This window comes from Microbispora sp. NPDC049125 (assembly GCF_040802045.1).
GTDB lineage: Bacteria > Actinomycetota > Actinomycetes > Streptosporangiales > Streptosporangiaceae > Microbispora.
In genome coordinates this window covers 86260-110405 of sequence record NZ_JBEZDW010000013.1, presented here as the reverse complement: position 1 = coordinate 110405, position 24146 = coordinate 86260, and the positions used below count along the sequence as shown (strand labels likewise).

Annotated in this window: 20 protein-coding genes; 8 read left to right on the top strand and 12 right to left on the bottom strand. The window is 71.5% G+C overall.

Translation table 11 applies throughout. The annotated features are described in order from the left end of the window. Positions 1-16: 16 nt before the first annotated feature. The 3 genes from AB0B72_RS17360 to ligD form a co-directional block, all read right to left on the bottom strand. The gene (locus AB0B72_RS17360; protein ID WP_367739868.1) at positions 17-1126 is read right to left on the bottom strand and encodes an ATP-dependent DNA ligase; all 1110 of its coding nucleotides are present in this window, start codon (positions 1124-1126) and stop codon (positions 17-19) included. Positions 1127-1145: 19 nt separating this feature from the next. Further along, complete coding sequence (locus tag AB0B72_RS17355) at positions 1146-1883, bottom strand: pyrimidine reductase family protein (protein ID WP_367739796.1); 738 nt, start codon at positions 1881-1883, stop codon at positions 1146-1148. A 103-nt stretch (positions 1884-1986) separates the two neighbouring features. After that, positions 1987-3000, bottom strand: a complete 1014-nt coding sequence (gene ligD / locus AB0B72_RS17350; RefSeq protein ID WP_367739795.1) for a non-homologous end-joining DNA ligase — start codon at positions 2998-3000, stop codon at positions 1987-1989. Positions 3001-3422: 422 nt separating this feature from the next. Between ligD and msrB the strand changes: the two genes are divergently transcribed. Next, on the top strand, positions 3423-3824 hold the full coding sequence (gene msrB, locus AB0B72_RS17345; protein ID WP_367739794.1) for a peptide-methionine (R)-S-oxide reductase MsrB: 402 nt from the start codon (positions 3423-3425) through the stop codon (positions 3822-3824). 3 nt (positions 3825-3827) lie between these two features. On the opposite strand, the gene AB0B72_RS17340 is transcribed toward msrB, so the two are convergent. The 3 genes from AB0B72_RS17340 to hemG all read right to left on the bottom strand — a co-directional run bounded on the left by AB0B72_RS17340 (position 3828) and on the right by hemG (position 6741). After that, positions 3828-4382 (bottom strand): hypothetical protein, encoded by a 555-nt coding sequence (locus AB0B72_RS17340; RefSeq protein ID WP_367739793.1) that lies wholly within the window; start codon positions 4380-4382, stop codon positions 3828-3830. Positions 4383-4536: 154 nt separating this feature from the next. Continuing rightward, complete coding sequence (gene hemQ, locus AB0B72_RS17335; RefSeq protein ID WP_367739792.1) at positions 4537-5238, bottom strand: hydrogen peroxide-dependent heme synthase; 702 nt, start codon at positions 5236-5238, stop codon at positions 4537-4539. A 57-nt stretch (positions 5239-5295) separates the two neighbouring features. Beyond that, positions 5296-6741, bottom strand: a complete 1446-nt coding sequence (gene hemG / locus AB0B72_RS17330; protein ID WP_367739791.1) for a protoporphyrinogen oxidase — start codon at positions 6739-6741, stop codon at positions 5296-5298. A 157-nt stretch (positions 6742-6898) separates the two neighbouring features. Here hemG and AB0B72_RS17325 point away from each other — a divergent pair, with 157 nt between their 5' ends. After that, positions 6899-7936 carry a DUF4349 domain-containing protein gene (locus AB0B72_RS17325; RefSeq protein ID WP_367739790.1) on the top strand — a complete coding sequence of 346 codons (1038 nt, stop codon included), beginning with the start codon at positions 6899-6901 and terminating at the stop codon, positions 7934-7936. Between the two features lie 15 nt (positions 7937-7951). Here the strand turns inward: AB0B72_RS17325 and hemE are convergent, their stop codons facing one another. Continuing rightward, entirely contained in the window at positions 7952-8989 is a 1038-nt protein-coding gene (gene hemE / locus AB0B72_RS17320) for a uroporphyrinogen decarboxylase (RefSeq protein WP_367739789.1), read from the bottom strand. Positions 8990-9525: 536 nt separating this feature from the next. On the opposite strand from hemE, the gene AB0B72_RS17315 reads away from it, so the two are divergent. The 6 genes from AB0B72_RS17315 (at position 9526) to AB0B72_RS17290 (ending at position 17094) form a co-directional block, all read left to right on the top strand. Continuing rightward, positions 9526-10122 carry a DUF3000 domain-containing protein gene (locus AB0B72_RS17315; RefSeq protein WP_367739788.1) on the top strand — a complete coding sequence of 199 codons (597 nt, stop codon included), beginning with the start codon at positions 9526-9528 and terminating at the stop codon, positions 10120-10122. A gap of 3 nt (positions 10123-10125) precedes the next feature. Beyond that, the gene (locus tag AB0B72_RS17310; RefSeq protein WP_367739787.1) at positions 10126-11349 is read left to right on the top strand and encodes an HRDC domain-containing protein; all 1224 of its coding nucleotides are present in this window, start codon (positions 10126-10128) and stop codon (positions 11347-11349) included. Positions 11350-11421: 72 nt separating this feature from the next. After that, a complete protein-coding gene (locus AB0B72_RS17305; protein ID WP_367739786.1) occupies positions 11422-12606 on the top strand; it encodes an acetyl-CoA C-acyltransferase in 1185 nt (394 codons plus the stop codon). Beyond that, positions 12603-14720, top strand: a complete 2118-nt coding sequence (locus AB0B72_RS17300) for a 3-hydroxyacyl-CoA dehydrogenase NAD-binding domain-containing protein (protein WP_367739785.1) — start codon at positions 12603-12605, stop codon at positions 14718-14720. Before AB0B72_RS17305 ends, AB0B72_RS17300 begins: the two co-directional genes overlap by 4 nt. Before the next feature lie 273 nt (positions 14721-14993). Beyond that, positions 14994-15539 (top strand): flavoprotein, encoded by a 546-nt coding sequence (locus AB0B72_RS17295; RefSeq protein WP_367739784.1) that lies wholly within the window; start codon positions 14994-14996, stop codon positions 15537-15539. Between the two features lie 940 nt (positions 15540-16479). Further along, a complete protein-coding gene (locus tag AB0B72_RS17290) occupies positions 16480-17094 on the top strand; it encodes a LysE family translocator (RefSeq protein ID WP_367739783.1) in 615 nt (204 codons plus the stop codon). Here the strand turns inward: AB0B72_RS17290 and AB0B72_RS17285 are convergent. From AB0B72_RS17285 to AB0B72_RS17265, 5 genes are all read right to left on the bottom strand, one after another. Continuing rightward, positions 17066-18547 carry an amino acid permease gene (locus AB0B72_RS17285; RefSeq protein WP_367739782.1) on the bottom strand — a complete coding sequence of 494 codons (1482 nt, stop codon included), beginning with the start codon at positions 18545-18547 and terminating at the stop codon, positions 17066-17068. The two genes, AB0B72_RS17290 and AB0B72_RS17285, sit on opposite strands and share 29 nt — an antisense overlap. A 68-nt stretch (positions 18548-18615) precedes the next feature. Next, positions 18616-20529, bottom strand: coding sequence for a 1-deoxy-D-xylulose-5-phosphate synthase (gene dxs, locus AB0B72_RS17280; RefSeq protein WP_367739781.1), 1914 nt, complete (start codon positions 20527-20529; stop codon positions 18616-18618). A gap of 141 nt (positions 20530-20670) precedes the next feature. After that, a complete protein-coding gene (locus AB0B72_RS17275) occupies positions 20671-21876 on the bottom strand; it encodes an ROK family protein (RefSeq protein ID WP_367739780.1) in 1206 nt (401 codons plus the stop codon). Positions 21877-22077: 201 nt separating this feature from the next. Then, positions 22078-23331 carry a sugar ABC transporter permease gene (locus AB0B72_RS17270; RefSeq protein ID WP_367739779.1) on the bottom strand — a complete coding sequence of 418 codons (1254 nt, stop codon included), beginning with the start codon at positions 23329-23331 and terminating at the stop codon, positions 22078-22080. After that, complete coding sequence (locus tag AB0B72_RS17265) at positions 23328-24104, bottom strand: ATP-binding cassette domain-containing protein (protein WP_367739778.1); 777 nt, start codon at positions 24102-24104, stop codon at positions 23328-23330. Before AB0B72_RS17265 ends, AB0B72_RS17270 begins: the two co-directional genes overlap by 4 nt. Positions 24105-24146 lie beyond the last annotated feature (42 nt).

The following is a 24146-nucleotide window of genomic DNA, read 5'->3' as shown; positions in this document are numbered from 1 at the left end:
GCGGCGCACGCCGGGCTCAGCGGGCGAGCACGTCGTCGAGGTCGAAGACGACGGGCCGTTCGAGCTGTTCGTAGGTGCAGGACTTGGGCTCGCGGTCGGGCCGCCACCGGCGGAACTGGGCCGTGTGCCGGAACCGTTCGCCCTCCATGTGGTCGTAGGCGACCTCGACCACCAGCTCGGGCCGCAGGGGGATGAACGACAGGTCCTTCTTGGCGTTCCACCGCGACACCGCGCCGGGCAGCCGCTGACCTGCCGCCGCGCCCGAGCCGCCCATCGCGCCCGTCTGCCTGTCGCTCGCCGCGACCTCGGCCCAGTGCGCCCACGGGTGCTCCCCCGAGTCCCCGACCCGGTACGGCGCGAGCTCCTCGACCAGCTCCTCGCGCCGCTTCATCGGGAACGACGCGGCGACCCCCACGTGGTGGAGGCGGCCGTCGGGCGAGTAGAGCCCCAGCAGCATCGAGCCGACGATCGGGCCCGTCTTGTGCTCGCGGTAGCCGGCGACCACGCAGTCCGCCGTCCGCTCGTGCTTGACCTTGAACATCACCCGCTTGTCCGGCGTGTACGGCAGGCCGCCCGGCTTGACGACGATGCCGTCGAGCCCGGCGCCCTCGAACATCTCGAACCATTCGGCGGCCCGCCGCTCGTCCTGGGTGACGGGCGTCAGCCGGACCGACCGGCCCGCCCCGGCGAGTGCCTCCTCGAGCCGGGCGCGCCTGGCCGAGAACGGCTCCTCCATCAGGTCGTCGGAGCCGGTCGCCAGCAGGTCGAAGGCGATGAACGAGGCGGGCGTCTGCTCCGCCAGCATCCGGACCCGCGAGGCCGCGGGGTGGATGCGCTGCTGCAGGGCGTCGAAGTCGAGCGACTGCCCCGCGATGACGACGATCTCGCCGTCCACCACGCAGCGGGGCGGCAGCTCCCGCTTGACCGCCTCCACCAGCTCGGGGAAGTAGCGCGTGAACGGCCGCTCGTTCCGGCTGCCCAGGTAGACCTCGTCCCCGTCGCGGAAGACGATGCAGCGGAAGCCGTCCCACTTCGGCTCGTAGAACAGCGTGCCGTCCTGGGAGGGCATCGCCTTGACGGCCTTGGCCAGCATCGGCGCCACCGGCGGCGCGACCGGGAGGTTCATCCGGTCGCCGGGAAGAGGGTCAGGCGGAAGGTTCATCGCGTGCATCCCTGACATATCGACAGAAGAGGAACCCGTCCTCCTCCAGAACGTGGGCGAGGGCGAGCGGGGCCTGGGACGCGGCGCCGTTGAGAATGCGGGCGGCGTCACCGCCCACCAGCAGCGGGCTGACGGTCAGGGCCAGCTCGTCGACCAGCCCGGCGGCGGCGAGCTGGGCGTTGAGGCGCGGGCCCCCTTCGCAGAGGATTCTTCCCAGCCCCCGGTCGCGCAGCTCGCTCACGGCGAGCGCCATGTCCACCCGCTCGTCCCCCGCGATGATCACGTCGGCGTTCCGGGCGGCCTCGTCGCGCCGGTCCTTCGGGGCGGCCTCGGTGGTCAGGACGATCGTCCGCGCGTACGGCTGGGAGTCGGTGAACAGCGGGCCGCCGAGGTCCAGGTCGAGCCGGCGGGTGATCACCGCGATCGGCGGCGCGTCCGGCCGCCCGTCGCGCAGGCCCCGCCACGACTCGCGGCGGCGGGTCGGGCGGTATCCCTCCGTCCGGACGGTCGCGGCGCCGGCGAGCACGACGTCGGACAGGCCGCGCAGGAGCCCGAAGACGAGCTTGTCGGCCCGGCTGGACAGCCCGCCGGAGCGGCCCTTCAGCCAGGCGGCGCCGTCCGTGCTCGCCACCATGTTGAGGCGCAGCCAGTCGGCCTGGGGATACGCGTAGGCGGCGACGAGATCCGGCTCGTCCTCGGCATCAGGGTGTATGCGGCGCACGCTTCCTACACTGGCACACGGAGCCGACAGATCGCCGAAAGCCCCCGCCCCGGCGGCTCCCCGCACCACAGGCGATCCCGTGGTTTTCCGCGACGTGGCGCCGCTAGGGCTGGTCGTCGCCCGGCCGTGCCCGGGCCTTGGACGGCTGGACGCGCATGGGCTCGCCGGGCATCTTCGGGTAGTTCGGGGGGTACGGCAGGTCGCCCCGCTCGTCGGCCTCGTACCACTCCAGCAGCGTGCCGATCGCGAAGGCGCGGTCGTCCATCCCCCGGTGCACGTCGCCGAGCTTGGCGAACCGCTCCGGCATGGTCCTGATGTCGAAGTCCCGGGGGTCGCAGTCGCCCAGCTCCTCCCAGGTCACCGGCGCGGAGACGGTCGCGTCCGGCCGGGCGCGCACCGAGTAGGCGCCCGCCACGGTGCGGTCGCGGGCGTTCTGGTTGTAGTCGATGAAGACCTTCTCCCCCCGCTCCTCCTTCCACCAGGCCGTCGTCGCGAGGCCGTCGCTGCGCCGTTCCACCTCCCGGGCGAAGGCGATCGCGGCGTACCGGACCTCGGTGAAGGTCCAGCGGGGCTCGACGCGCACGTTGACGTGGATGCCGCGGTTGCCCGAGGTCTTCGGGAAGCCCTCCATGCCGAGATCGCCGAGGACCTCCCTCGCCACGAACGCGACCGTACGGGCCTGCTCGAACGAGGTGCCCGGCTGCGGGTCGATGTCGATCCGCAGCTCGTCGGGGTGGTCGAGGTCGGGCCTGCGGGCGTGCCAGGGGTGGAAGTCGATAGTGCCGAGGTTGGCGCACCACGCGATGCCTGCCACCTCCGTCGGGCAGAAGGCGTCGGCCGTACGCCCGCTGGGGAAGCGCACCGTGACGGTCTCGATCCATTCGGGATGCTTGGGCATCCGCTTCTGGTAGATCGCCTCCGACTCGACCCCGTCCGGGTGCCGCTTGAGGTAGGTCGGCCGGTCACGGAGGGCGCGCAGCGCCCCCTCCCCGACGCTCACGTAGTACTCCACCAGCTCACGCTTGGTGGCTCCGATGGCCGGGAAGTAGACCTTGTCCGGGTTGGTGACCTTGACCGTGCGGCCACCCACCTCTATCTCGATGTACGGCGAAGCCATGCCGAGACCCTACCCGGGAAGTGAGGGTCCGTCCCGGGCTGCCAACGGCGGCCGGGCCGGGAGCGCCCACGAACGCTCCCGCCATCCCCGGCGGGGGCTCGTGGTCGCGGGGGCGGCGGCGCTTGTCCGCGCGCCGCCCCCGCGACGGGACGGACCACGACGGGCCGCCCGCGGGCGGCGTCCTCTCACCGTCCGGCGGCGTCCAGCACGGGTCGGGTGCGCGCAGCCCTGACGGCGGGACGGGCGATCACCCCATCGCGGAGCGCGATCGTCCCCCTCACCAGTGAAGACGCAAGAACACCTGCGAAAGGATGCCTCCCCGCCGGAGAAGCCGCCGGGAAGATCCTGGACGCGTATGGGGTTCTCAGTACGTAATCACCCCACAACCCCGATGTTGGGCCACCGTGCCTAGGCTGGTGAACATGAACAAGGTCATCAAGAGCGACGCCGAGTGGCGGGTCCAGCTCTCTCCCGAGGAGTACCGCGTGCTGCGCACGGCGGGGACGGAGCGTCCGTTCAGCGGCGAGTACGTGGACACCAAGACGACCGGCGTCTACTCCTGCCGCGCCTGCGGCGCCGAGCTGTTCCGCTCGGACGCCAAGTTCGACTCCCACTGCGGATGGCCGTCGTTCTTCGAGCCGTCCGAGTCGGAGGCGGTCACGCTGCACGAGGACGGCACGCTGGGCATGAGCCGGGTGGAGGTCCGCTGCGCCCGCTGCGACTCCCACCTCGGGCATGTCTTCCACGGCGAGGGCTACGCCACGCCGACCGACGACCGGTACTGCATCAACTCCGTCTGCCTGACCCTCCAGCCGGCCGAGTGACGGTCACTTCGGCTTGGGGTGGGTGACCCGGCAGTCGCCGTCGTCCGGGCCGAGCACGTTGGCGAGGACGGGGTTGCCGTTCTCGCCGAACCTCGCCTGCACGAACACGACGGGATTGGTCTCGCCCTCCTCCGCCAGATACTCCAGGCCGCGCTCGCACAGCGTGAGAGCGGCCTTGGAGTTGTCGGCGTTCTCCGGCAGGTTGGTGTAGATCCGCAGGTAGCGGCCGGTCGTGCGGATGTCGCGGACCCGCTTGGCCGTCTTGTCGCTCCACCTGCTCTGGAAGTACGCCGCGGCCTTGCCGTCGGTGAACTTCGACTTCCCGGCCGCCTTCGCCTCCTCCTTGCCCGCCGTCGCGCCGCTGTCCACGCTGGCGACGGTCAGCTCACGTGCCGGGCTCGCATGGGGGGCCGGCGTGGCCGCGGGCCCCGGGGAGCCGGAGCGCCACGGGCCGGTGACGGCGAGGGTCCCGACGGCGAAGGCCGCCACGGCGAGGGACGCCTCGAGAACTCCTGGACGGGCCCGCCCCTTACGGCGGCGGCCCCTGGAACGTGCCACCCGGCTCGACACTCTGCCTCACAGTGACGGGGTTGTTTGGTCAGAGTATGGCAAAGTTCGGAAGATCAGGAGTCCGTTTGTGGCATTTTCTACCCCCGATGTCCTGATCAAGGCGACCAGTTTTCAGGGCAGCACGGTTTCAGGCAGCGCCGTTTCAGGGCAGCGCGGCGACCAGCTCGGTGACGGGCTTGCGGGTGCCGGTGTAGAACGGGATCTCGATCCTGGTGTGCCGCCTCGCCTCGGCCCCCCGCAGGTGACGCATGAGGTCGACGATGCGGTGCAGCTCGTCGGCCTCGAAGGCCAGCATCCACTCGAAGTCGTTCAGCGCGAAGCAGGCGACGGTGTTGGACCGCACGTCCGGGTAGTCGCGGGCCATCTTGCCGTGCTCGGCGAGCATGGCCCTGCGCTCGGAGTCCTCCAGCAGATACCACTCCAGGGACCGGACGAACGGGTAGACGCAGACGAAGCCTTTGGGCTCCTCCTCGGCCAGGAAGGCCGGGACGTGCGACTTGTTGAACTCCGCCGGCCGGTGCAGGGCCATCGCCGACCAGACCGGCTCGCTGGCCCGGCCGAGCGCCGTACGACGGAAGCGGGTGTAGATCTCCTGCAGATCCTCGGCCGACGGGGCGTGCCACCAGAACATATAGTCGGCGTCGGCGCGGAACCCGGCCACGTCGTAGCAGCCGCGGGTCGTCACGTCCTTGCCCGCCGCCTGGCCGAGCAGCTCCTCGACCTCCTCCGCGACACCCTCGCGGGCGGGCGGGAGCCGGTCGCGCAGCCGGAAGACCGACCACATCGTGTACCTGATCACCTGGTTGAGGTCACGCGCCTTGGGCCGTGGGGTGGGCTCCGTCATGCCTCCATTGTGCCCGCCCCTGGGCCCGGTCCCCCGGGCGCCCCGACCACGCGGCGATCAGCCGCCGGAGGGGGCCGCCGGGTCCCCGCCCAGCGCGTCCAGGCGCTCCAGATGCTCCAGGACGCGGACGGCCGCCGTACGGCCGGTGGAGACGCAGGCGGGGATGCCGACGCCGTCGTAGGCGGCGCCGCACACGGCGAGCCCGGGGCCGGCCGCCACCGCCGCGTGGATCCGGGCGACGCGGTCGAGGTGGCCCACCTCGTACTGCGGCAGCGATCCGCCCCACCGGGTGACGCGGCTGTCCAGCGGCAGCCCGCGCACCCCCATGACCTCGGTCATCTCGTCCATCGCCAGGGCCACCAGCTCCGCGTCGTCACGCTGGAGCATCTGCTCCTCCCCCAGCCTGCCGAGGGAGCAGCGGACGACGACGAGGTCGCGGTCGGCGGCGGCGAGATGGGGCCACTTGGTCGTGCTGAACGTCACCGCCTTGACCGGCCTGCCCTCCACCGGGGGGACGAGGTAGCCGCTGCCCGCCGGCGGCTCGGGGAAGGCGCCCTTGGAGTACGCGAGGGTGACGATCGCCATGCTGGCGTACTCGATCCTCTCCAGCTCGGCCGCCGCGCCCGGCACCTCCCGCCGCAGCAGGCGGGACGCGGCGCGGGCCGGGACGGCGAGGATCACCGCGTCGGCGTCGACGACCTCCTCGTCCCTGGTGGGGCCGGTGACCAGCCGCCAGCCGTCCGCCGTGCGGATCAGCTCGCGCACCGTCACCCCGGTGCGGACGTCGGCGCCGGACGCCTTCGCCACCGCCTCGGGCAGGCCGCCCAGGCCGTCGCGGAGCGTGGTGAACACCGGGCCCGCGTCCTTCGGCGCCTGCGCGGCGATGGACCCGGCCGCGAGTAGCAGGGACCGCTCGGTGCGGGCGGCCGCCGCGACCTTCGGCATGGTGGCGTCCAGGGAGAGCAGGTCGGAGCGGCCCGCGTATACCCCGCCGAGCAGCGGCTCGATCAGCCGCTCCACGACCTCGCCGCCGAGCCGGGCCCGCACGTACGCCGCGACGGACACGTCGGTGGTGACGAGGGTCGGCGGCAGGACCCGGTCGAGCGGGACGCGGGCGAGACCGGCTGCCGACAGCACGCCCGAGCGGGCGAGCGCCGTCACGTCGGAGGGGACGCCCATCACGTGGCCCTTGGGCAGCGACCGCAGGACGCCCCTGGACAGGATGGCCGCCTGGGTGGTGCCCGGGTCCACGAGCGTGTCTCCGAGACCGGCGAGCCGGGCCAGCTCCTTGCCCTCGGGCCGCCGGGCGAGCATCGCCTCGGCTCCCGCGTCGACCCGCACGCCGGCCACCTCGGACGCGTACAGCTTGCCGCCGATCCGGGAGGCGCCGTCGAGCACCGTGATCCGGGGGCGGCCCTCGCCGCGGCTCAGATGCAGTGCGGCCGCGAGGCCCGCGATGCCGGCGCCGACGACGACCACATGACGACCAGGGATCCCCTCCATACCCAGAAAAGCTACCGCCACGGCCCCGCGGCCCGGCGACCGCCTCGCCCGAGCCGAGCTGGGCCCGGGCCGGGCCGAGCCGGGCTGTGACGGCAACGTGACGGCATCGTGATCGCCGGGCCCAGACCGGGCGGGCGCCACCAGACGTCTCAAGAACATGATGCGAATCCGGTACGGCATGGCGGCCCTGGTCGCCGGCACCTTCCTGATCGCCGGTTGCGGCGGAGACCCCGTGGCCACCTCGGGGACGGAGGACGGCGCGGGCTCGGCGGCGGCCGCCCCGGCCGCGGCCCAGCCGCGGGAAGCGCTCGACGCGGGCCGAACGGGCACGACCGAACAGGCCGGCAAGGACGCGGCGGGCGGCTCGGGAGGCGGCTCGGGAGGCGGTGACCGCAAGGTCGCGATCCAGCCCGAACAGCGATCGATCATCTACACGGCCCAGATGAGCGTCCGCGTGAAGGACGTCCAGGCGGCGGCCGACCGGGCCCGGGCCATCGTGACCGGCGCCGGAGGCTACGTCGCCGAGGAGAAGAGCAGCTCGCTGTCCAGCGGCGACCGGGCCGTCATCACGTTCAAGGTGCCCCCGGCGGGATATCCCGACGTGATCGCGCAGCTCTCGCGCGACCTCGGCAAGCGGGAGTCGATGCATCAGGACACCGAGGACGTGACCGAGGAGGTGGCCGACGTGGACAGCCGCGTGAAGTCGGCCAAGTCCGCGCTCGACCAGTTCCGCACGCTGCTGTCGGACGCGAACAAGATCGGGGAGATCCTGCAGATCGAGCGGGAGATCTCCGACCGCGAGGCGGAGCTGGAGTCGCTCCAGGCCCGGCAGAAGTCGCTCGCCGCGCAGACCGGCATGGCGACGGTGACGCTCACGCTGGCGCCTCCGGTGCCGGGCCCGGTGAAGAAGAAGCCCAAGGAGGAGACCTCCGGCTTCCTGTCGGGCCTCAAGGCCGGGTGGCGGGCGCTGGTCGCGTCCGCCAAGGTGGCCCTGACCGTGGTGGGCGTCCTGCTCCCCTGGCTCGTCCTGGGAGGCGTCATCTGGGTCGTGACCGTGGTGATCTGGCGCCGGCTGCACCGGGATCCTGCGGCACCGCCGCAGGCCCACGAGCAGCTGGAGCCGGTGCCCGCGGGTGCGCCGTCCGGTCCCGGGGCCGGTGGCCCGCCGGGACCGGAGCCGCACCCGAAGCCGTGACCTCAGGCGCCGGGGTCAGCGGGCGGAGGCGGCGTGGACCAGGTCGGTGAGCCGCGCGAGCTGGTCGGGGTCGGTCGAGGGCAGCACGCCGTGGCCCAGGTTGAACACGTGCCCCTCGGCCACCCGGCCGCGGTCCAGCACGTCGCGCGCCCGGTCGTCCACGACCTCCCAGGGGGCGAGCAGGATGGCGGGGTCGAGGTTGCCCTGCAGGGCCTTGCCCGCCCCCACCCGCAGCGCGGCCTCGTCCAGCGGCACCCGCCAGTCCACGCCGACCACGTCGGCCCCGGCCTCGCCCATCAGGCCCAGCAGCTCGCCCGTCCCGACGCCGAAGTGGATCCTCGGCACGCCGAGGTCGGCGAGCCCGTCGAAGATCCTGCTGGTGTGGGGCATGACGAAGGTGCGGTAGTCCTGCGGGGCGACCGCGCCGACCCAGGAGTCGAACAGCTGGACGGCCGACGCCCCCGCGGCGGCCTGCACGCGCAGGAAGCCCAGCGTGATCGTGGTGAGACGGTCCATCAGGTCGTGCCACAGGTCCGGCTCGCCGTACATCATGGCCTTGGTGCGGTCGTGGTTCTTCGACGGGCCGCCCTCGATCAGGTACGACGCCAGCGTGAACGGCCCGCCGGCGAAACCGATGAGCGGGGTCGCCCCCAGCTCCTTGACGAGCGCTCCGATCGCCTCGGTCACGTACGGCACGTCGTCCGGCTCCAGCGGCCGCAGCGCGGCGATCCCGGCCTCGTCCCGGATCGGTGACCCCATGACGGGGCCGACGCCCGGCTTGATGTCGAGGTCGACCCCGATGGCCTTGAGCGGGACCACGATGTCGCTGAAGAAGATCGCCGCGTCGGTCCCGTACCGGCGGACCGGCTGCAGGGTGATCTCCACCACGAGGTCGGGGGTGGCGCACGCGGTCAGCATCTCGACGCCCTGGCGGACGCGGCGGTACTCGGGCAGCGAACGGCCTGCCTGCCGCATGTACCAGACCGGGGTGTGCGGGACGGGCTCGCGCCGGCAGGCGCGGACGAACACGGAGTCGGCGAGCTGGGGATTCACGCTCCCAGACTGCCATGCCTCACCGCCCGCCGGGGCACGGACCTCCGACCTGGAGCCCCTGAACTGAGCGTAAAGCCCCGGTGATCGGTATGGTGAACCTCATCCCTCCCTGTGAGTCATCTCACTGCTCGGCAATATGTTCGCCAATCGCGCTTCCGGCATCGATTCCAATACCACTTTCGAGACACGCCGAGCGCGATGCGGGGAAATGTCGGCGGGACGTGCCAACGTCGGATCAGTCCCGAGCAACCGACACGACCGTGGATCCGACGAGAGGCCCCGGAGCGATGACTTCGATGTGGAGTTCCCCCGAACGCCGCACTGAGCGCTGGGCCGGCCACGCCGCCGGCCGCGCGTCCGAACGCGCGTCCGAGCGGCGACCCCGCGCGGACGGCCGGAGTATCCGGCAGGAACGGGTGCGCCCCTCAGGCGGGCGCCGCCCGCTGCTTGCGATGGCCACGGCTTGACGACGACCCATGCCCCCCGCAGCCACCCCCCTGCTTCGTGCGCTCCCGACTCCGACCTACGCTTCGGTCATGACCCTCGGTGAACCACCGGCGCCTCCCGCCGCCTTCAGGCGCGCGCTCGAGACGTTGCGCCCGGCCGAGGTGCGCCCGGAGATAGAGCTGGAGGACATCCCGGCGCCCCAGCGGCTCGCGCCGTACTCGGGAGCGGTCGGCGCCTCCGTCTACCGCGACGACGACGAGCTGGCCGTCGGCCGCCTCATCATGTTGTTCGACCCCGACGGCCAGCGGGGCTGGGAGGGGCAGTTCCGCCTGGTCGCCTACGTACGGGCCGACATGGAGCCGGAGATCACCACCGACCCGCTGCTGGGGCCGGTCGCCTGGAGCTGGCTCACCGAGGCCCTCGACGGGCACGGCGCCACGTACGCCGCCGTGGGCGGCACCGTCACCCGCGCGGTGTCGGAGGGGTTCGGCGGCAAGGCGGACGACCCGGTCACGACCGAGCTGGAGCTGCGTGCCTCCTGGTCTCCTCTGGACGAGGACCTGACCGCGCACGTGGCCGCCTGGTGCGACCTGATGTGCCTGGCCGCGGGCATCCCGCCGCTGCCGCCCGACGTCGCCTCGCTGCACCCGCGCCCCGCCCGCCGAGAAGATCCGAAAGTCCCATAGCCCGTGACAGAACCAGAGATCCAGCTGCTGTTGGAGCCACGCGAGGGGATACCGCCCGTCATCGAGGAGGCGGCCGCCCTCGCGTCCGTCGTCGAGGCCTTCGCCCGCGGGGCCGGTCCGGTGGCGGTGGACGCCGAGCGCGCCTCCGGCTACCGCTACAGCGGCCGGGCCTACCTGGTGCAGCTGCGCAGGGCCGGATCGGGCACCGCGCTGATCGACCCGATCGCCTGCCCCGACCTGACCGCTCTCGACCGCGCCCTGGACGGCGCGGAGGTCGTGCTCCACGCGGCCAACCAGGACCTGCCCTGCCTGGCCGAGCTGGGGCTGCGGCCCCGGCGGCTCTTCGACACCGAGCTGGCCGGGCGGCTGCTCGGCTACGAGCGGGTGGGGCTCGGGACGATGGTGGAGGTGGTCCTCGGGCTGCGACTGGAGAAGGGCCACTCGGCCGCCGACTGGTCGGCCCGCCCCCTCCCGGAGGACTGGCTGCGCTACGCCGCGCTCGACGTCGAGGTGCTCGTCGAGCTGCGCGACGTGCTGCACGCCGAGCTCGGCACCAGCGGGAAGCTGGAGTGGGCCATGGAGGAGTTCTCCGCGATCCTGGGGGCACCCGCGGCCGCCCCGAGAAGCGACCCGTGGCGGCGCACCTCCGGCATACACCGCGTCCGCACGCTGCGCGGCCTCGCCGTCGTCCGCGAGCTGTGGACGCTGCGCGACGAGATCGCCCGGGAGGCCGACCTGGCGCCCGGCCGGGTCCTGCCGGACTCCGCGATCGTGCAGGCGGCCCTCGACCAGCCGCGCACCACCAAGGCCCTGACCGAGATCGCGCCGTTCACCGGCCGCAGCGCCCGGCGCCACCTGCGCGACTGGCTCGCCGCGGTGACCAGGGCACGTACGATGCCGGAGGCCGTGCTGCCCCAGCCGGTCGGGCCCGGCGACGGCCCTCCCCCGGCCAACCGCTGGGCCGACCGCGACCCGGCCGCGGCCAAGCGGCTCGCCGCCGCGCGCACCGTCGTGGCGGCGCTGGCCGACGAGCACCGCATGCCGACGGAGAACCTGCTGCAGCCCGACGCCGTACGCCGGCTCACGTGGGAGCCGCCCGCCGACCTGTCGGAGAGCTCGGTGGCGGCGCGGCTGCGCGAGCTTGGCGCGCGGGAGTGGCAGATCGGGCTGACCGTCCATCCCCTGGCCAAGGCGCTCGAACGTCTGGAGATCAAGGGGGAGGTCTGACCCCGGATCGCGAAACTGGTTACTGATCAGTAGCATATGAGGTGGAAGCTACCGACCAGTAGGAGCGAACCCGTGCCTGCGTCCCGTGAAGTCGTCTTCGTCGACGGCGTTCGGACGCCTTTCGGCAAGTCGGGCCCCAAAGGCCTGTACGCCGAGACGCGTGCCGACGACCTTGTCGTCCGTGTCATCCGCGAACTGATGCGGCGCAACCCGAGCCTTCCCCCGGAGCGGGTGGACGAGGTGGCCATCGCCGCGACCACCCAGATCGGTGACCAGGGCCTGACCATCGGCAGGTCCGCCGCGGTGCTCGCCGGTCTGCCGAAGTCCGTCCCCGGGTACGCGATCGACCGCATGTGCGCCGGCGCCATGACCGCCGTCACGACCGTCGCGGGCGGCATCTCCTTCGGCGCGTACGACGTGGCGATCGCCGGCGGCGTCGAGCACATGGGACGCCACCCGATGGGCGAGGGCGTCGACCCCAACCCGAGGTTCCTGTCCGAGCGGCTCGTGGACGGCTCCGCGCTCGTGATGGGCATGACGGCGGAGAACCTGCACGACCGCTACCCGTCGATCACCAAGGACCGGGCCGACGCGTACGCCGTCGCCTCGCAGGAGAAGGTCGCCAAGGCGTACGCCGACGGCGTGATCCAGCGCGACCTGGTGCCGGTGGCGACCCGCAAGGCCGCCGAGGGCTGGGGGCTGGCCACGGCCGACGAGCCGCCGCGTCCCGGCACCAGCCTGGAGGGCCTGCGCGGGCTGAAGACCCCGTTCCGCGTGCACGGCCGGGTCACCGCGGGCAACGCGTCGGGCATCAACGACGGCGCCACCGGCTGCATCGTGGCCGCCGAGGACGTCGCCGGGGAGCTCGGGCTGACCCCCCGCATGCGCCTGGTGTCCTACGCCTTCGCGGGCGTGGATCCCGAGGTGATGGGCATCGGGCCGATCCCGTCCACCGAGCGCGCGCTGCGCCTGGCCGGGCTGACCATCGGCGACGTCGGCCTCATCGAGATCAACGAGGCGTACGCCGTCCAGGTCCTCGCCTTCCTGGAGCACTTCGGCATCGCCGACGACGACCCCCGGGTGAACCCGTACGGCGGGGCGATCGCGTTCGGCCACCCCCTCGCGTCGTCGGGCGTGCGCCTGATGACGCAGCTGTCCCGGGAGTTCGCCGAGCACCCGGACGTCAGGTACGGCATCACCACGATGTGCGTCGGCATGGGCATGGGCGGCACGGTCATCTGGGAGAACATCGCATGAGCGACGTCGAGCACTGGAAGTCCCTCCTCGCGGGGAAGAACGCCGACGAGGTGGTCACCAACGCCCTCGTGCGCGACGTCGAGCTGCCGTACGGCGCCGGCACGATGGCGCTGATCACCCTGGACAACGGCCTCGACCACACCAAGCCGAACACCTTCGGCCCGAAGGGCCTGCTGGCCCTGGACCAGGCCCTCGACGCCATCGCGGCCAGGTCGGACCTGGCCGCGGTCGGCGTGACCGGCAAGCCGTTCATCTTCGCGGTGGGCGCCGACCTCAACGGCGCGGCCGCGGTCTCCTCCCGCGAGGAGGCCCTGGCCATCGGCGCCCTCGGGCATCACGTGTTCCGCCGCCTCGGCGAGCTGCCGGTGCCCTCGTTCGCCTTCGTGAACGGCGCGGCGATGGGCGGCGGGCTGGAGATCGCGCTGCACTGCGCCTACCGCACGGTGTCGTCGGGCGTCCCGGCGATCGCACTGCCTGAGTGCTTCCTCGGCCTGGTGCCGGGCTGGGGCGGCACCCAGCTCCTGCCCCGGCTGATCGGCCCGGACAAGGCCGTCAGGCTCATCATCGAGAACCCGCTGTCGCAGAACCGGATGATCAAGGGCCGGGACGCCTTCGAGCTGGGGATCGCGGACGCGATGTTCGAGCCGGCCGACTTCCTGGAGGAGTCGCTGCGCTGGGCGGCCCAGGTGCTGCGCGGCGACGTGGCGGTGGACCGCGCCGACCACACCGCCCCGGACTGGACGCCGGTGATCGAGCAAGCTCGGGGGCTCGTCGACCTCAAGCTGCGCGGCGCCTCCCCAGCGCCGTACCGGGCGCTCGACCTGATGGCGCTCGCCCGTACGGCGTCTCGGGACGAGGGCTTCGCCGCCGAGGACGAGGCGCTGGCCGACCTGCTGACAGGTGACGAGCTGCGGGCCGGGCTGTACGCCTTCGACCTCGTGCAGCGCCGGGCCAAGAGGCCGGCGGGCGCGCCGGACAGGTCGCTGGCCAGGAAGGTCACCAAGGTCGGCGTCGTGGGCGCCGGGCTGATGGCCTCCCAGCTCGCGCTGCTGTTCGCCCGCCGCCTGGAGGTGCCGGTCGTGCTGACCGACCTCGACCAGGCCCGCCTCGACAAGGGCGTCGGCTACGTGCACGGCGAGATCGGCAAGCTGCTGGCCAAGGGCAGGATCTCCGCCGACCAGGCCAACCGGCTGAAGGCCCTGGTGACCGGCTCACTGACCAAGGACGCGTTCGCCGACGCCGACTTCGTCATCGAGGCGGTCTTCGAGGACATGGGGGTGAAGCGGAAGGTCTTCGCCGAGGTGGAGGAGGTCGTCTCCGACACGTGCGTGCTCGCCACCAACACGTCCTCGCTGTCCGTCACCGAGATGGCCTCCGGGCTGCGGCACCCGGAAAGGGTCGTCGGCTTCCACTTCTTCAACCCGGTGGCGATCCTGCCGCTGCTGGAGATCGTGCGTGGCGAGGCCACCGACGACGCGACGCTGGCGACGGCGTTCGCGGCCGGCAGGTCGCTGAAGAAGTCGTCGGTGCTGGTCAAGGACGCGCCCGCGTTCGTGGTCAACCGGCTGCTGACCCGTTTCATGGGCGAGGTCATCGCGGCGGCCGACGAGGGCACGCCGCTGGAGACCGCCGACCACGCGCTGGACGGGCTGGGCCTGCCGATGACGCCGTTCGCGCTGCTGCAGCTCGTCGGGCCCGCCGTCGCGCTGCACGTGGCGGAGACGATGCACGAGGCGTTCCCCGGCCGCTTCGGAGTGTCGGAGAACCTGGCGAAGCTCGTCGCGGCCGGCAAGCCGGGGCTCTACGCGCCGGACTTCTCGATCGACCCGGAGGCGCGGGCCCTGTTCGAGGGCGGCACGCGCCCGTCCACCGCCGAGGAGGTGCGGCTGCGCGCGCTGCGCGCCCTCGCGGAGGAGATCCGGCTCATGCTGGACGAGGGTGTGGTGGCCGCGCCGCAGGACATCGACCTGTGCATGATCCTCGGCGCGGGGTGGCCGTTCCACACCGGCGGCATCACGCCGTACCTGGACCGGACGGGCATCTCGGAGGAGGTCACCGGCTCCCGTTTCCTGGAACCCGGGGTGGCCTCCTTCGGTGCCCCCGTGCCCGCCTGACCCAGATCACCGCCCCGAGCCGCCGCGCCCCACCGGCGCGGCGGCTCATCGTGGTGAAGCTGGGATTATCGGGCCTGCCCGCTTAGCAGGCGTTGCCAGAGCTCCTCGGTCCTGACCGTAGGAAGCCATTCCGTCTCACGTATGGACGGCCCCGTCGGCCTGCGGACAGTTCGCGCAGGCGATGGAGGCGAACAGGTGCAACGAGCCCCACGCCGAAGCTCGTCAGCGGATAGTAACCGACGGTGATCGCAAAGGAATGGAGGACAGCGGGATATGGCAGAAGGCAAGCCGGTTCTGTATGTGATCGCCTGCGGGGGCCAGCCAGCGAGTGACCTCCCCGGTTTCATCGAACGCCTACAGTCCGACGGCTGGACGGTTTGCGTAATCGCGACGCCGTCAGGAACCAAGTTCATCGACGCCGAACGACTCGGCACACTCACCGGCTATCCCGTACGGCGCGACTACAAGCGGCCCGAGGAGCCGGATGTGCTGCCCCCTGCCGACGCCATGACAGTTGTCCCCGCCACCTTCAACACGACCAACAAGTGGGCACAGGGCATCAGCGACACTCTGGCGCTGGGCCTGCTGAACGAAGCCCTCGGTCTCCGCCTGCCGATCATCGCCGTACCCTGGCCCAACCACGCCCTTGCGAGACACCCCGTCTTTCCTGAGAGTGTGGCCCGGCTCAAAGAGTGGGGCGTACGGATAATCCTCGATTGGGATCGTCTTCCCGCACCGAATTCGGGCGCGCAAGTAGCGGTCCCCTTCCCCTGGGACGAGCTGCGTGTAGAGCTCCAACAGGTTCGGACGAAGCTTTGATCCAATTCGAGAGAGGGCGATTTGCCCGAGGCGAGCGCTACCGGGATGACATTCCTGCATAGGCAGCAACGGCGGCCGGGTGCAGGGCAGCACTACCCGGCACCCGGTTCTGACTGGATCAGCGAGCCTGTCTCCTACGCCGTGCGGGTACGCGAACAATCGCGGCCTTCCGGCCGTCACCTCTGCCCGCGCTGAGGGTGACGGTTCCACCCCGGCAGGCGAAGACGACGAGTAGGACAGCCAGAGATACGGCACACGCGACAGCTATGGCGACGCTCACCCAGGGATGGTCGGGCCAAGCCACCACGGCCGTGATCGGTGCGGCGATCGGCAGGAGCGCGGTTCTGCCCAGCTTCATGGCGTTAACCCCTTCGAGTCGGAAACAGCCGAAGGGACCACCCCAAAGCCCAGCCCACCTTGTTACGAGCAGGTAGAATGGTCAGCGTAAACGCCCAGTTTACGGCTGAGGGAATCGCCCTTCGGCGGGAGTGCGCCGGGTCGTTGACCTCGATCCGGCGTACTCAAGAAGTTAAGCGACAAGAGCCGCACTTGACGCCCATACCGCACATTTCGTTTACCCGCCCGAAGCAAATGATCCCAAGCGGCCAGTTTGAAGCCCGGCTTGACTAGTCTCTCCGTCACAGCAGCATCAAGGGCCCATTCGGCAGACCACTTTCCCGGCTTCGGCCATGGCTGTAATCCAGCCACTGCCCGGTTTCCATCGCAAAGCCGAGATAAGGCGGCAATCACCGAGCATTGCTTAAGCGTTCCACGTGCCGTGCTGTCGTCCGATCAATTCCAGAGGGCCAGACGCCACAGAGCCGCGAAGACCCGGCTGTGGCGGGGACCACGGTTCTCCCCGCGTCCAGGCCTGGGGCTCGGATTCGCCGGTACACGGGGCCCTCGATAGCCTCTGCGAGGATCGAGACGGGGGGCGGGCGTGCAGGAGTTGCTGCTGGGGCTCAGCCTCGGCCTGGGCGCGGGCGTCACGCCGGGCGCGCTGCTGACCCTCGTCATCACGGCCAGCCTGCGCGGCGGCTTCCGGGCGGGGCTGCGCCTGGCCTGCGTGCCGCTGCTGTCGGACCTGCCCGTCGTCCTGCTCACCGTCACCGCCGTCGGTGCCCTGCCAGGCGCGTTCTTGCGCGTCCTGTCGGTCGCGGGCGGCCTCTACGTGATCCACCTCGGGGCGTCCACGGTGAGGGAGGCCCGTACGGCCGAGCCTCCCCGGCCAGGCGCCGCCGCCCCCTCCTCCACACGGGAGGTGCTGCGCGGCGTCGTCGTCAACCTGCTCAACCCCCATCCGTGGCTGTTCTGGATCGCCGTCGGGTCGCCGGTGTTCGTCGCCGCCTGGGGCAGGGCGCCGGGGTCCGCACTCGCGTTCACCGGCGGCTTCTACCTCGTCCTGGTGGGCTCCAAGGTCGTGCTCGCCTGGGCGGTCGGGGCCGGACGGCACCGGCTGACCCCGCGCGGCTACCGCCTGCTTCTGGGTGGCAGCGGCGTCCTGCTGGCCGGGGCAGGAGCCGTCCTCATGCTTCGAGGACTGGTTCCCGCGTAGTGCCGTCGCCCACCCGGCTGCGCCGGTAGCCGTACAGGAAGTACAGGACGCTGCCGACGACCATCCAGATCAGGAACCGCAGCCACGTCTCCACCGGCAGGTTCAGCATCAGGTAGATCGAGGCGAGTACCGAAACGATCGGCACCAGCGGCACGAGCGGCGTGCGGAACGAGCGGGGCAGCTCCGGACGGGTCCTGCGCAGGACGACCACCGCGATCGCGACGATCACGAACGCGAACAGCGTGCCGATGTTCACCAGCTCCGCGATGGCGCTGAGCGGGATGAGCGCGGCGAGCAGCGCGGTCGCGACGCCGATGATGATCGTGATCCGGTACGGCGTGCGGAACTTGGGGTGCACGGCGGCGAGCCCGCGCGGCAGCAGGTTGTCGCGGCACATCGCGAACAGCACGCGGCTCTGGCCGAGCATGAGGATCATCACGACCGTCGTCAGGCCGGCGATGGCGCCGACGCTGATCAACGTGGCGATCCACGACTCGCCGACGGCCCGGAACGCGTCGGCGAGCGGGGCCGACACGCTCAGATCGCTGTAGTGCTGCATGCCGACCACCACGAGCGACACGGCGACGTACAGGATCGTGCAGATCACCAGCGAGGCGATGATGCCGATCGGGAGGTCGCGCTGCGGGCGCCGGGTCTCCTCCGCGGCCGTGGCGACCACGTCGAAGCCGATGTAGGCGAAGAACACCAGCGCGGCGCCGGTGAAGATGCCGAAGACGCCGTAGGCGACGGGCTGCACCCCGAACAGCACCTGGATCAGCGGAGCCTTGAGGCCGTCCTCGCTCTCCATCGCGTGGGACGGCGGGATGAACGGCTGGTAGTTGGCGCTCTTGATGAAGAACAGCCCGGCGACGATCACCAGGAGAACGACGATGATCTTGATGGCCACCATGACCGCGTTGAACCGGGCGGACATCTTGATCCCGAGCACCAGGACGCCGGTCAGCAGCAGCACGATGACGGCCGCGGGGATGTTGACCACCGCGTGCTCGCCCGCGATCGACTCCGGCAGGTAGATCCCGAAGTTCTTCAGCAGCGACGCGAAGTATCCCGACCAGCCCGAGGCGACCACGGCGGCGCCCAGCGCCAGCTCCAGCATGAGGTCCCAGCCGATGATCCAGGCGGGGAACTCCCCGATCGTGGCGTACGCGAACGTGTAGGCCGACCCGGCCACGGGGACGGTCGCGGCGAACTCGGCGTAGCACAGCGCGGCGAGCCCGCACACGATCCCGGCGACCACGAACGAAAGAGCGACCGCGGGGCCGGCGGTGTTGCGGGCGGCGACCCCCGTCAGCACGAAGATGCCGGTGCCGACGATGACGCCGACACCGAACACCGTCAGGTCGAGGGCGCTGAGGCTCCGTCTGAGACGGTGCTCACCACTCTCGGAGTCCTCGATCGACTGCTCCACCGTCTTGGTCCGGAACACACTCATCAGCAGGCTCCTCATCCCACGGATGACCTGCTGACTTCCCGGAACCGGCGGATTTACGCGCCGGTCGCTCAGTCTGTTGTCTGAACCTGCCGTCCGGGGTGGCTCTCCAGCACGGGCGAGCGCCGGGCCACGGCCTCGGTGATCTCCCGCGCCAGATCCTGCGCGGTCAGGCCGATCTCCCCGAGGATCTTCGCCCGCTTGGCGTGGTCGAAGAAGCGCTGCGGGATGCCGAAGGTGCGCACCGGCACGTCCACGTCCGCGTCGCGCAGCAGGCGGGCCACCGCGTCGCCGACCCCGCCGACCCGGCCGTTGTCCTCCACCACGGCCACGAGCTTGTGCGCGCGGGCCGCCAGGACGAGGGCCCGGTCCAGCGGCTTGACCCACCGCGGGTCCACGACGGTCGCCGAGATGCCCTGGGCGTCGAGCAGGTCGGCCGCCTCGAGACAGGCCTGGGCCATCGGCCCCACCGCCACCAGCAGCACGTCGGCGTCGCCGGCGCGCAGCACGTCCATGTCGCCGAGCTTGCCGACCGCGTCGATGTCCTTGGGCAGGGCGCCCTTCGGGAAGCGCACCACGGTCGGCCCGTCGTCGATCGCGACGGCCTCGCCCAGGGCCTCGCGCAGCCGTACGCCGTCGCGCGGCGCGGCGATCGACAGGCCGGGGACCACCTGGAGGATCGAAAGGTCCCACATGCCGTTGTGGCTGGCCCCGTCGTCGCCGGTGACGCCCGCGCGGTCGAGCACGACGGTGACCGGCAGGCGGTGCAGCGCGACGTCCATGAGGAGCTGGTCGAAGGCCCGGTTGAGGAAGGTGGCGTAGACCGCCACGACCGGGTGGAGGCCCCCGAGCGCGAGGCCGGCCGCGCTGGTCAGCGCGTGCTGCTCGGCGATGCCCACGTCGTAGGTCCGCTCGGGGTACGCCTCGGCGAAGGCGGCCAGCCCGGTCGGGTGGAGCATCGCCGCGGTGATCGCCACGACGTCCTCACGCACCGCGCCGATCTTGACGATCTCCTCGCCGAACACGTTGGTCCAGCCGTGCGCCCTGGGCCGCTCCTCCCCCGTCAGCGGGTCGAACGGCTGCGGCGAGTGGAAGCAGTCCTCGTCGTGGTTCTCGGCGGGCGAGTAGCCCTGGCCCTTGCGGGTGAGGACGTGCACGATGACCGGGCCGCGGAAGGCCCTGGCCCGGCGGAGGGCGGCCTCGACCGCCTCCTCGTCGTGGCCGTCGATCGGGCCGACGTACTTCAGCCCCAGGTCCTCGAACATCACCTGAGGGGCGAGGATGTCCTTGATGCCCTTCTTGATGCCGTGCAGGGTGTCGTAGAGGGGCGGGCCGACCAACGGCACCCGGCCGAGGTTGTTCTTGATCAGCTCCAGCGTGTGCTCATAGCCCCGGGTCATCCGCAGCGACGACAGGTGCGAGGCCAGGCCGCCGATCGTCGGCGAGTAGGACCGGCCGTTGTCGTTGACCACGATGATCAGCGGCAGGTCCTTGCGGCCGGCGATGTTGTTCAGCGCCTCCCAGGCCATGCCACCGGTGAGCGCGCCGTCGCCGATCACCGCGACCGCCGTGCGGCCGGTCTCCCGGCGCAGCGCGAACGCCTTGGCCAGCCCGTCGGCGTACGACAGGGCGGTCGAGGCGTGGGAGTTCTCCATGACGTCGTGCTCGGACTCCGCCCGGCTCGGGTAGCCGGACAGGCCGCCCTCCTGGCGCAGGGTGCCGAAGTCCCCGGCGCGGCCGGTCAGCATCTTGTGCACGTACGCCTGGTGGCCCGTGTCGAAGACGATGCGGTCGCGGGGCGAGTCGAAGACGCGGTGCAGGGCGATGGTCAGCTCCACGACGCCCAGGTTGGGGCCGAGGTGGCCCCCGTCCCGGGCGACCGAGGAGATCAGCAGCTCACGGATCTCGGCGGCGAGCTGTGACAGCTCATGGGCCACCAGGCCCTTCACGTCGAGTGGGTCCTTGATCGTCTCCAGAATCCCCACCGCTCATCCTCTCCTGCTCGCCGTCGAACAGATCGAGTCTAGTTCGCGGGACGGTCCGGTTCTCCAGAGACTGCCGTGAACCTCGACATACCCTGCACGGCTTCTGTTGATCTGTGCTTAACCTGGGGATGGGGCGCGGCCTCACGGCGTGAGGCGTGACAGCGCCTCCAGGGGGTCGGCGAGCACCCGCGTGAACGCGAGCTCGGCCGCCCCCATGAGCGTGGCGTCGTCCCCGAGCGCGGAGGTGCGCAGCCGCACGTGCTCCCGCGTCGCCACCAGCGTCCCGGCCGCTATGCGGCTGCGCACCTGGGCGGCGGAGCCCAGGTAGATCTCCCTGAGCATGCCTCCGAACACCACCATCTCGGGGTTGAAGACGTTGATCAGGCTGCCGACGCCGAGGCCGAGGTAGTTGCCCACCCGTTGCATCGCGTCCTGGGCCACCACGTCGCCCCGGTCGGCCGCGTCCACCACGGCGCGCACGCCGTCCCTGCCCACCGCCTCGCCGTACCGGCCGGCGTGCTCCAGCAGGGCGCGCTCCCCCACCTCGGCCTCCAGGCAGCCGCGGGAGCCGCAGCCGCAGAGCCGCCCGTCGGGGTTGACCACCATGTGGCCGATCTCGCCGCCGTATCCGCCGGCCCCGCCGAGCAGCTGGCCGTTCACCACGATGCCGCCGCCGATGCCCACGTCGCCGTGCAGATAGACGAGGTCGCGGCAGCCGGCGCCGACGCCCCGCGTCTGCTCGGCGAGGGCGGCGAGGTTCGCGTCGTTGCCGACCGAGACCGGCAGGCCGAGCGCGATGCTCCTGGACAGCTCCTCCCCGAAGGGGGCCTCCTCGGCACCGATGTTGGGCCCGATCCTGACGAAGCCGTCCGCCTTGCGCACGGCGCCGCAGAACGCCGCCGCGGCACCCACGCAGACCGTGTCGTCCCTGGTCTCGCGCTGCATCTGCCGCGCGAAGCCGGCCAGCGTCCCCACGATCTGCCCCATGTCGAACGGCTCGCGTTCGCGTACGGCCTCGCGGCGGTCGAGGATCACGCCGCCCAGGCCGATCCTGGCCGCGGCCAGCCGGTCGACCCCCACCTCGAAGGCGAGCACGTACACCCGGGCGGTCTCCGGCCGTACCACGAGCGACGGCCGTCCCGCCTTCCCCGTGTCCCCGGGCAGCTCCTCGCGGACCAGGCCGGCCGCCGTCAGGTCGGCCGTGAGCGCCATGATGGTGCTGCGGTTGAGCCCCATCAGGCTCGTCAGCTCCGCCCGGGAGGTCGGCCCGCCCAGGTGGACGTGGCGCAGGAGGACGCCGAGGTTGTGGCGCCGGATCTCCTCCTGTGAGGGGCCCGCGCGCATCATCCGTGGTCCTCTGGTTCCTCGTGCGGTGCAGACGGGGGGTGGGGCGGCGTGAGGCCGCCCGCGGGGCTCCGCCACGACGGCAGCCGCGCCACGGTCCTCACCCGTCTTCCGGTGGCGCCGCCGTGGTGCATCGGCATTGCGGCTCGGCTTGACGGGCACCACTTCACCGGGCCTCTCGCGAGACCCGGTGAGCGGCGGGGATTACCTGAGTCCCGAGGCGGCGGCGCGCTTGCGGGAAAGGGCGTCGACCCCGGCGGCCAGCAGCAGGACCGAGCCGGTGACGATGTACTTCACGCTCGCGCTGTAGCCCATCAGGCCCATGCCGTTGTTGATGACCGCGACCACGGCACCGCCCAGGATCGCGTCGAGCACCCGTCCTTTGCCGCCGAAAAGGCTGGTGCCGCCGATCACCGCGGCGCCGACCGCGAACAGCAGCACGTCGCTGCCGCCCGTGCTGGGGTCGACCGAGCTCGCCTGGGAGGCGAGGACGATGCCGCCGATCGAGGCCATGCCCGAGCAGAGCACGAAGGCGCTGACCCGGATGCGGTCCACCCTGATGCCCGCGCGGCGGGCCGCCTCGGCGTTGCCGCCGACCGCGTAGATGTGCCTGCCGAAGGCGGTGCGCTGCAGGACGAACGTCCAGAACACCAGCAGCGCGAGGACGAGGGGGACGACGATCGGCACGCCCTTGAGCGAGACCAGCAGCGCGTTGCGGCTGCGCTCCAGGTTCAGCGCGTAGACGGCGAGCCCGCCGAGGACCGCGAGCGCGCCCACGCGGACGGCGATCAACGTCGCGGGGTCCGCCACCAGGCCGCGCCCGGAGCGGCGCCGCGCCCGCACGATCTGCACAGCGGCGTAGGCGGCCACGCAGACGACGTAGATGGCCCAGCCCAGCGCCGGCGGCACGTACTTGTTCTCGATCGCGATGATCGTGGGGTCGCGGATCGCGATGTTGTTTCCCTCGTTCACCAGGACGAGCAGCAGGCCCTGGAAGGCGAGGAACGCCGCCAGCGTCACCACGAACGAGGGGATGCCCACTTTGGCGACCAGCGCGCCGAGCACGAACCCGATCACCACTCCGGTCAGGATCGCCGCGGCGACGCTGATGTACCACGGCTGGCCGTTGCTGGTCATGGTGACGGCGAGCACCGCCGCGCAGACGCCGCTGGTGTACCCGGCCGACAGGTCGATCTCGCCGAGGAGGAGCACGAAGACCAGGCCCATCGCGATCAGGCTGATCGCGGCGCCCTGCGTGAGCAGGTTGGCGAAGTTGATCGCGGACAGGAACACCGGCCGCAGGATCGCGAAGATCGTGCAGAGCACGACCAGCCCGAGGATGGCGGGCAGGGCGCCCATGTCACCGCCACGGACGCGCGCCAGGTAGCCGCGGACGCTGCCGCCGATGCCGGGGGACTGCGCGGCGGCCTCTTGCCCGGGAAGCGTCGTCGTGCTCATGCCGTGACTCCGTTACCGTTCTTCAGGCCGAGCTCACCGCTGCGGCCCGAGGTGATCAGCTCGACAACCTGCGAGTGGGTGACGTCGGCCGTCTTCACCTGCGCGGCCATGCGCCCCAGGTAAAGCGCCGCGATCCGGTCGGAGACGGCGAAGACATCGTTCATGTTGTGCGAGATGAGGATGACGGCCAGGCCGTTGTCGGCCAGGCGGCGGACCAGCTCAAGCACCTGGGCGGTCTGCGCGACGCCGAGGGCCGCTGTGGGCTCGTCGAGGATGACGACCTTGCTGTTCCACAGCACCGCCTTGGCGATGGCGACCGTCTGGCGCTGACCGCCGGAGAGGCTGGAGACGTGCTGGCGGATCGACTTGACGGTACGGACGGACAGGCCGTCCAGCGTCTTGGCCGCCATCTGCTCCATCGTGGCCTCGTCGAGGACCATGCCGCTCTTCTTCTCGCGGCCCAGGAACATGTTCTGCACGATGTCGAGGTTGTCGCAGAGCGCGAGGTCCTGGTAGACGATCTCGATGCCGAGGTCGGCCGCCTCACGGGGACTGGTCACATGGACGGGCTTGCCGTCGAACAGGAACTCCCCTGAGTCGGCCGCGTAGGTGCCGCCGATGCACTTGACGAGTGTGGACTTGCCGGCGCCGTTGTCGCCGACCAAGGCGGTTACCTCACCGGCGTTGGCGGACAGGCCCACGTTGTGCAGCACTTGCACCGGACCGAAGCTCTTGTCGAGCCCGCGGATCTCCAGGACGGGTTGGGATGACACTTTGCTCCTCAGACACTTACGGTATGGCCTGCGCGCCCCGCC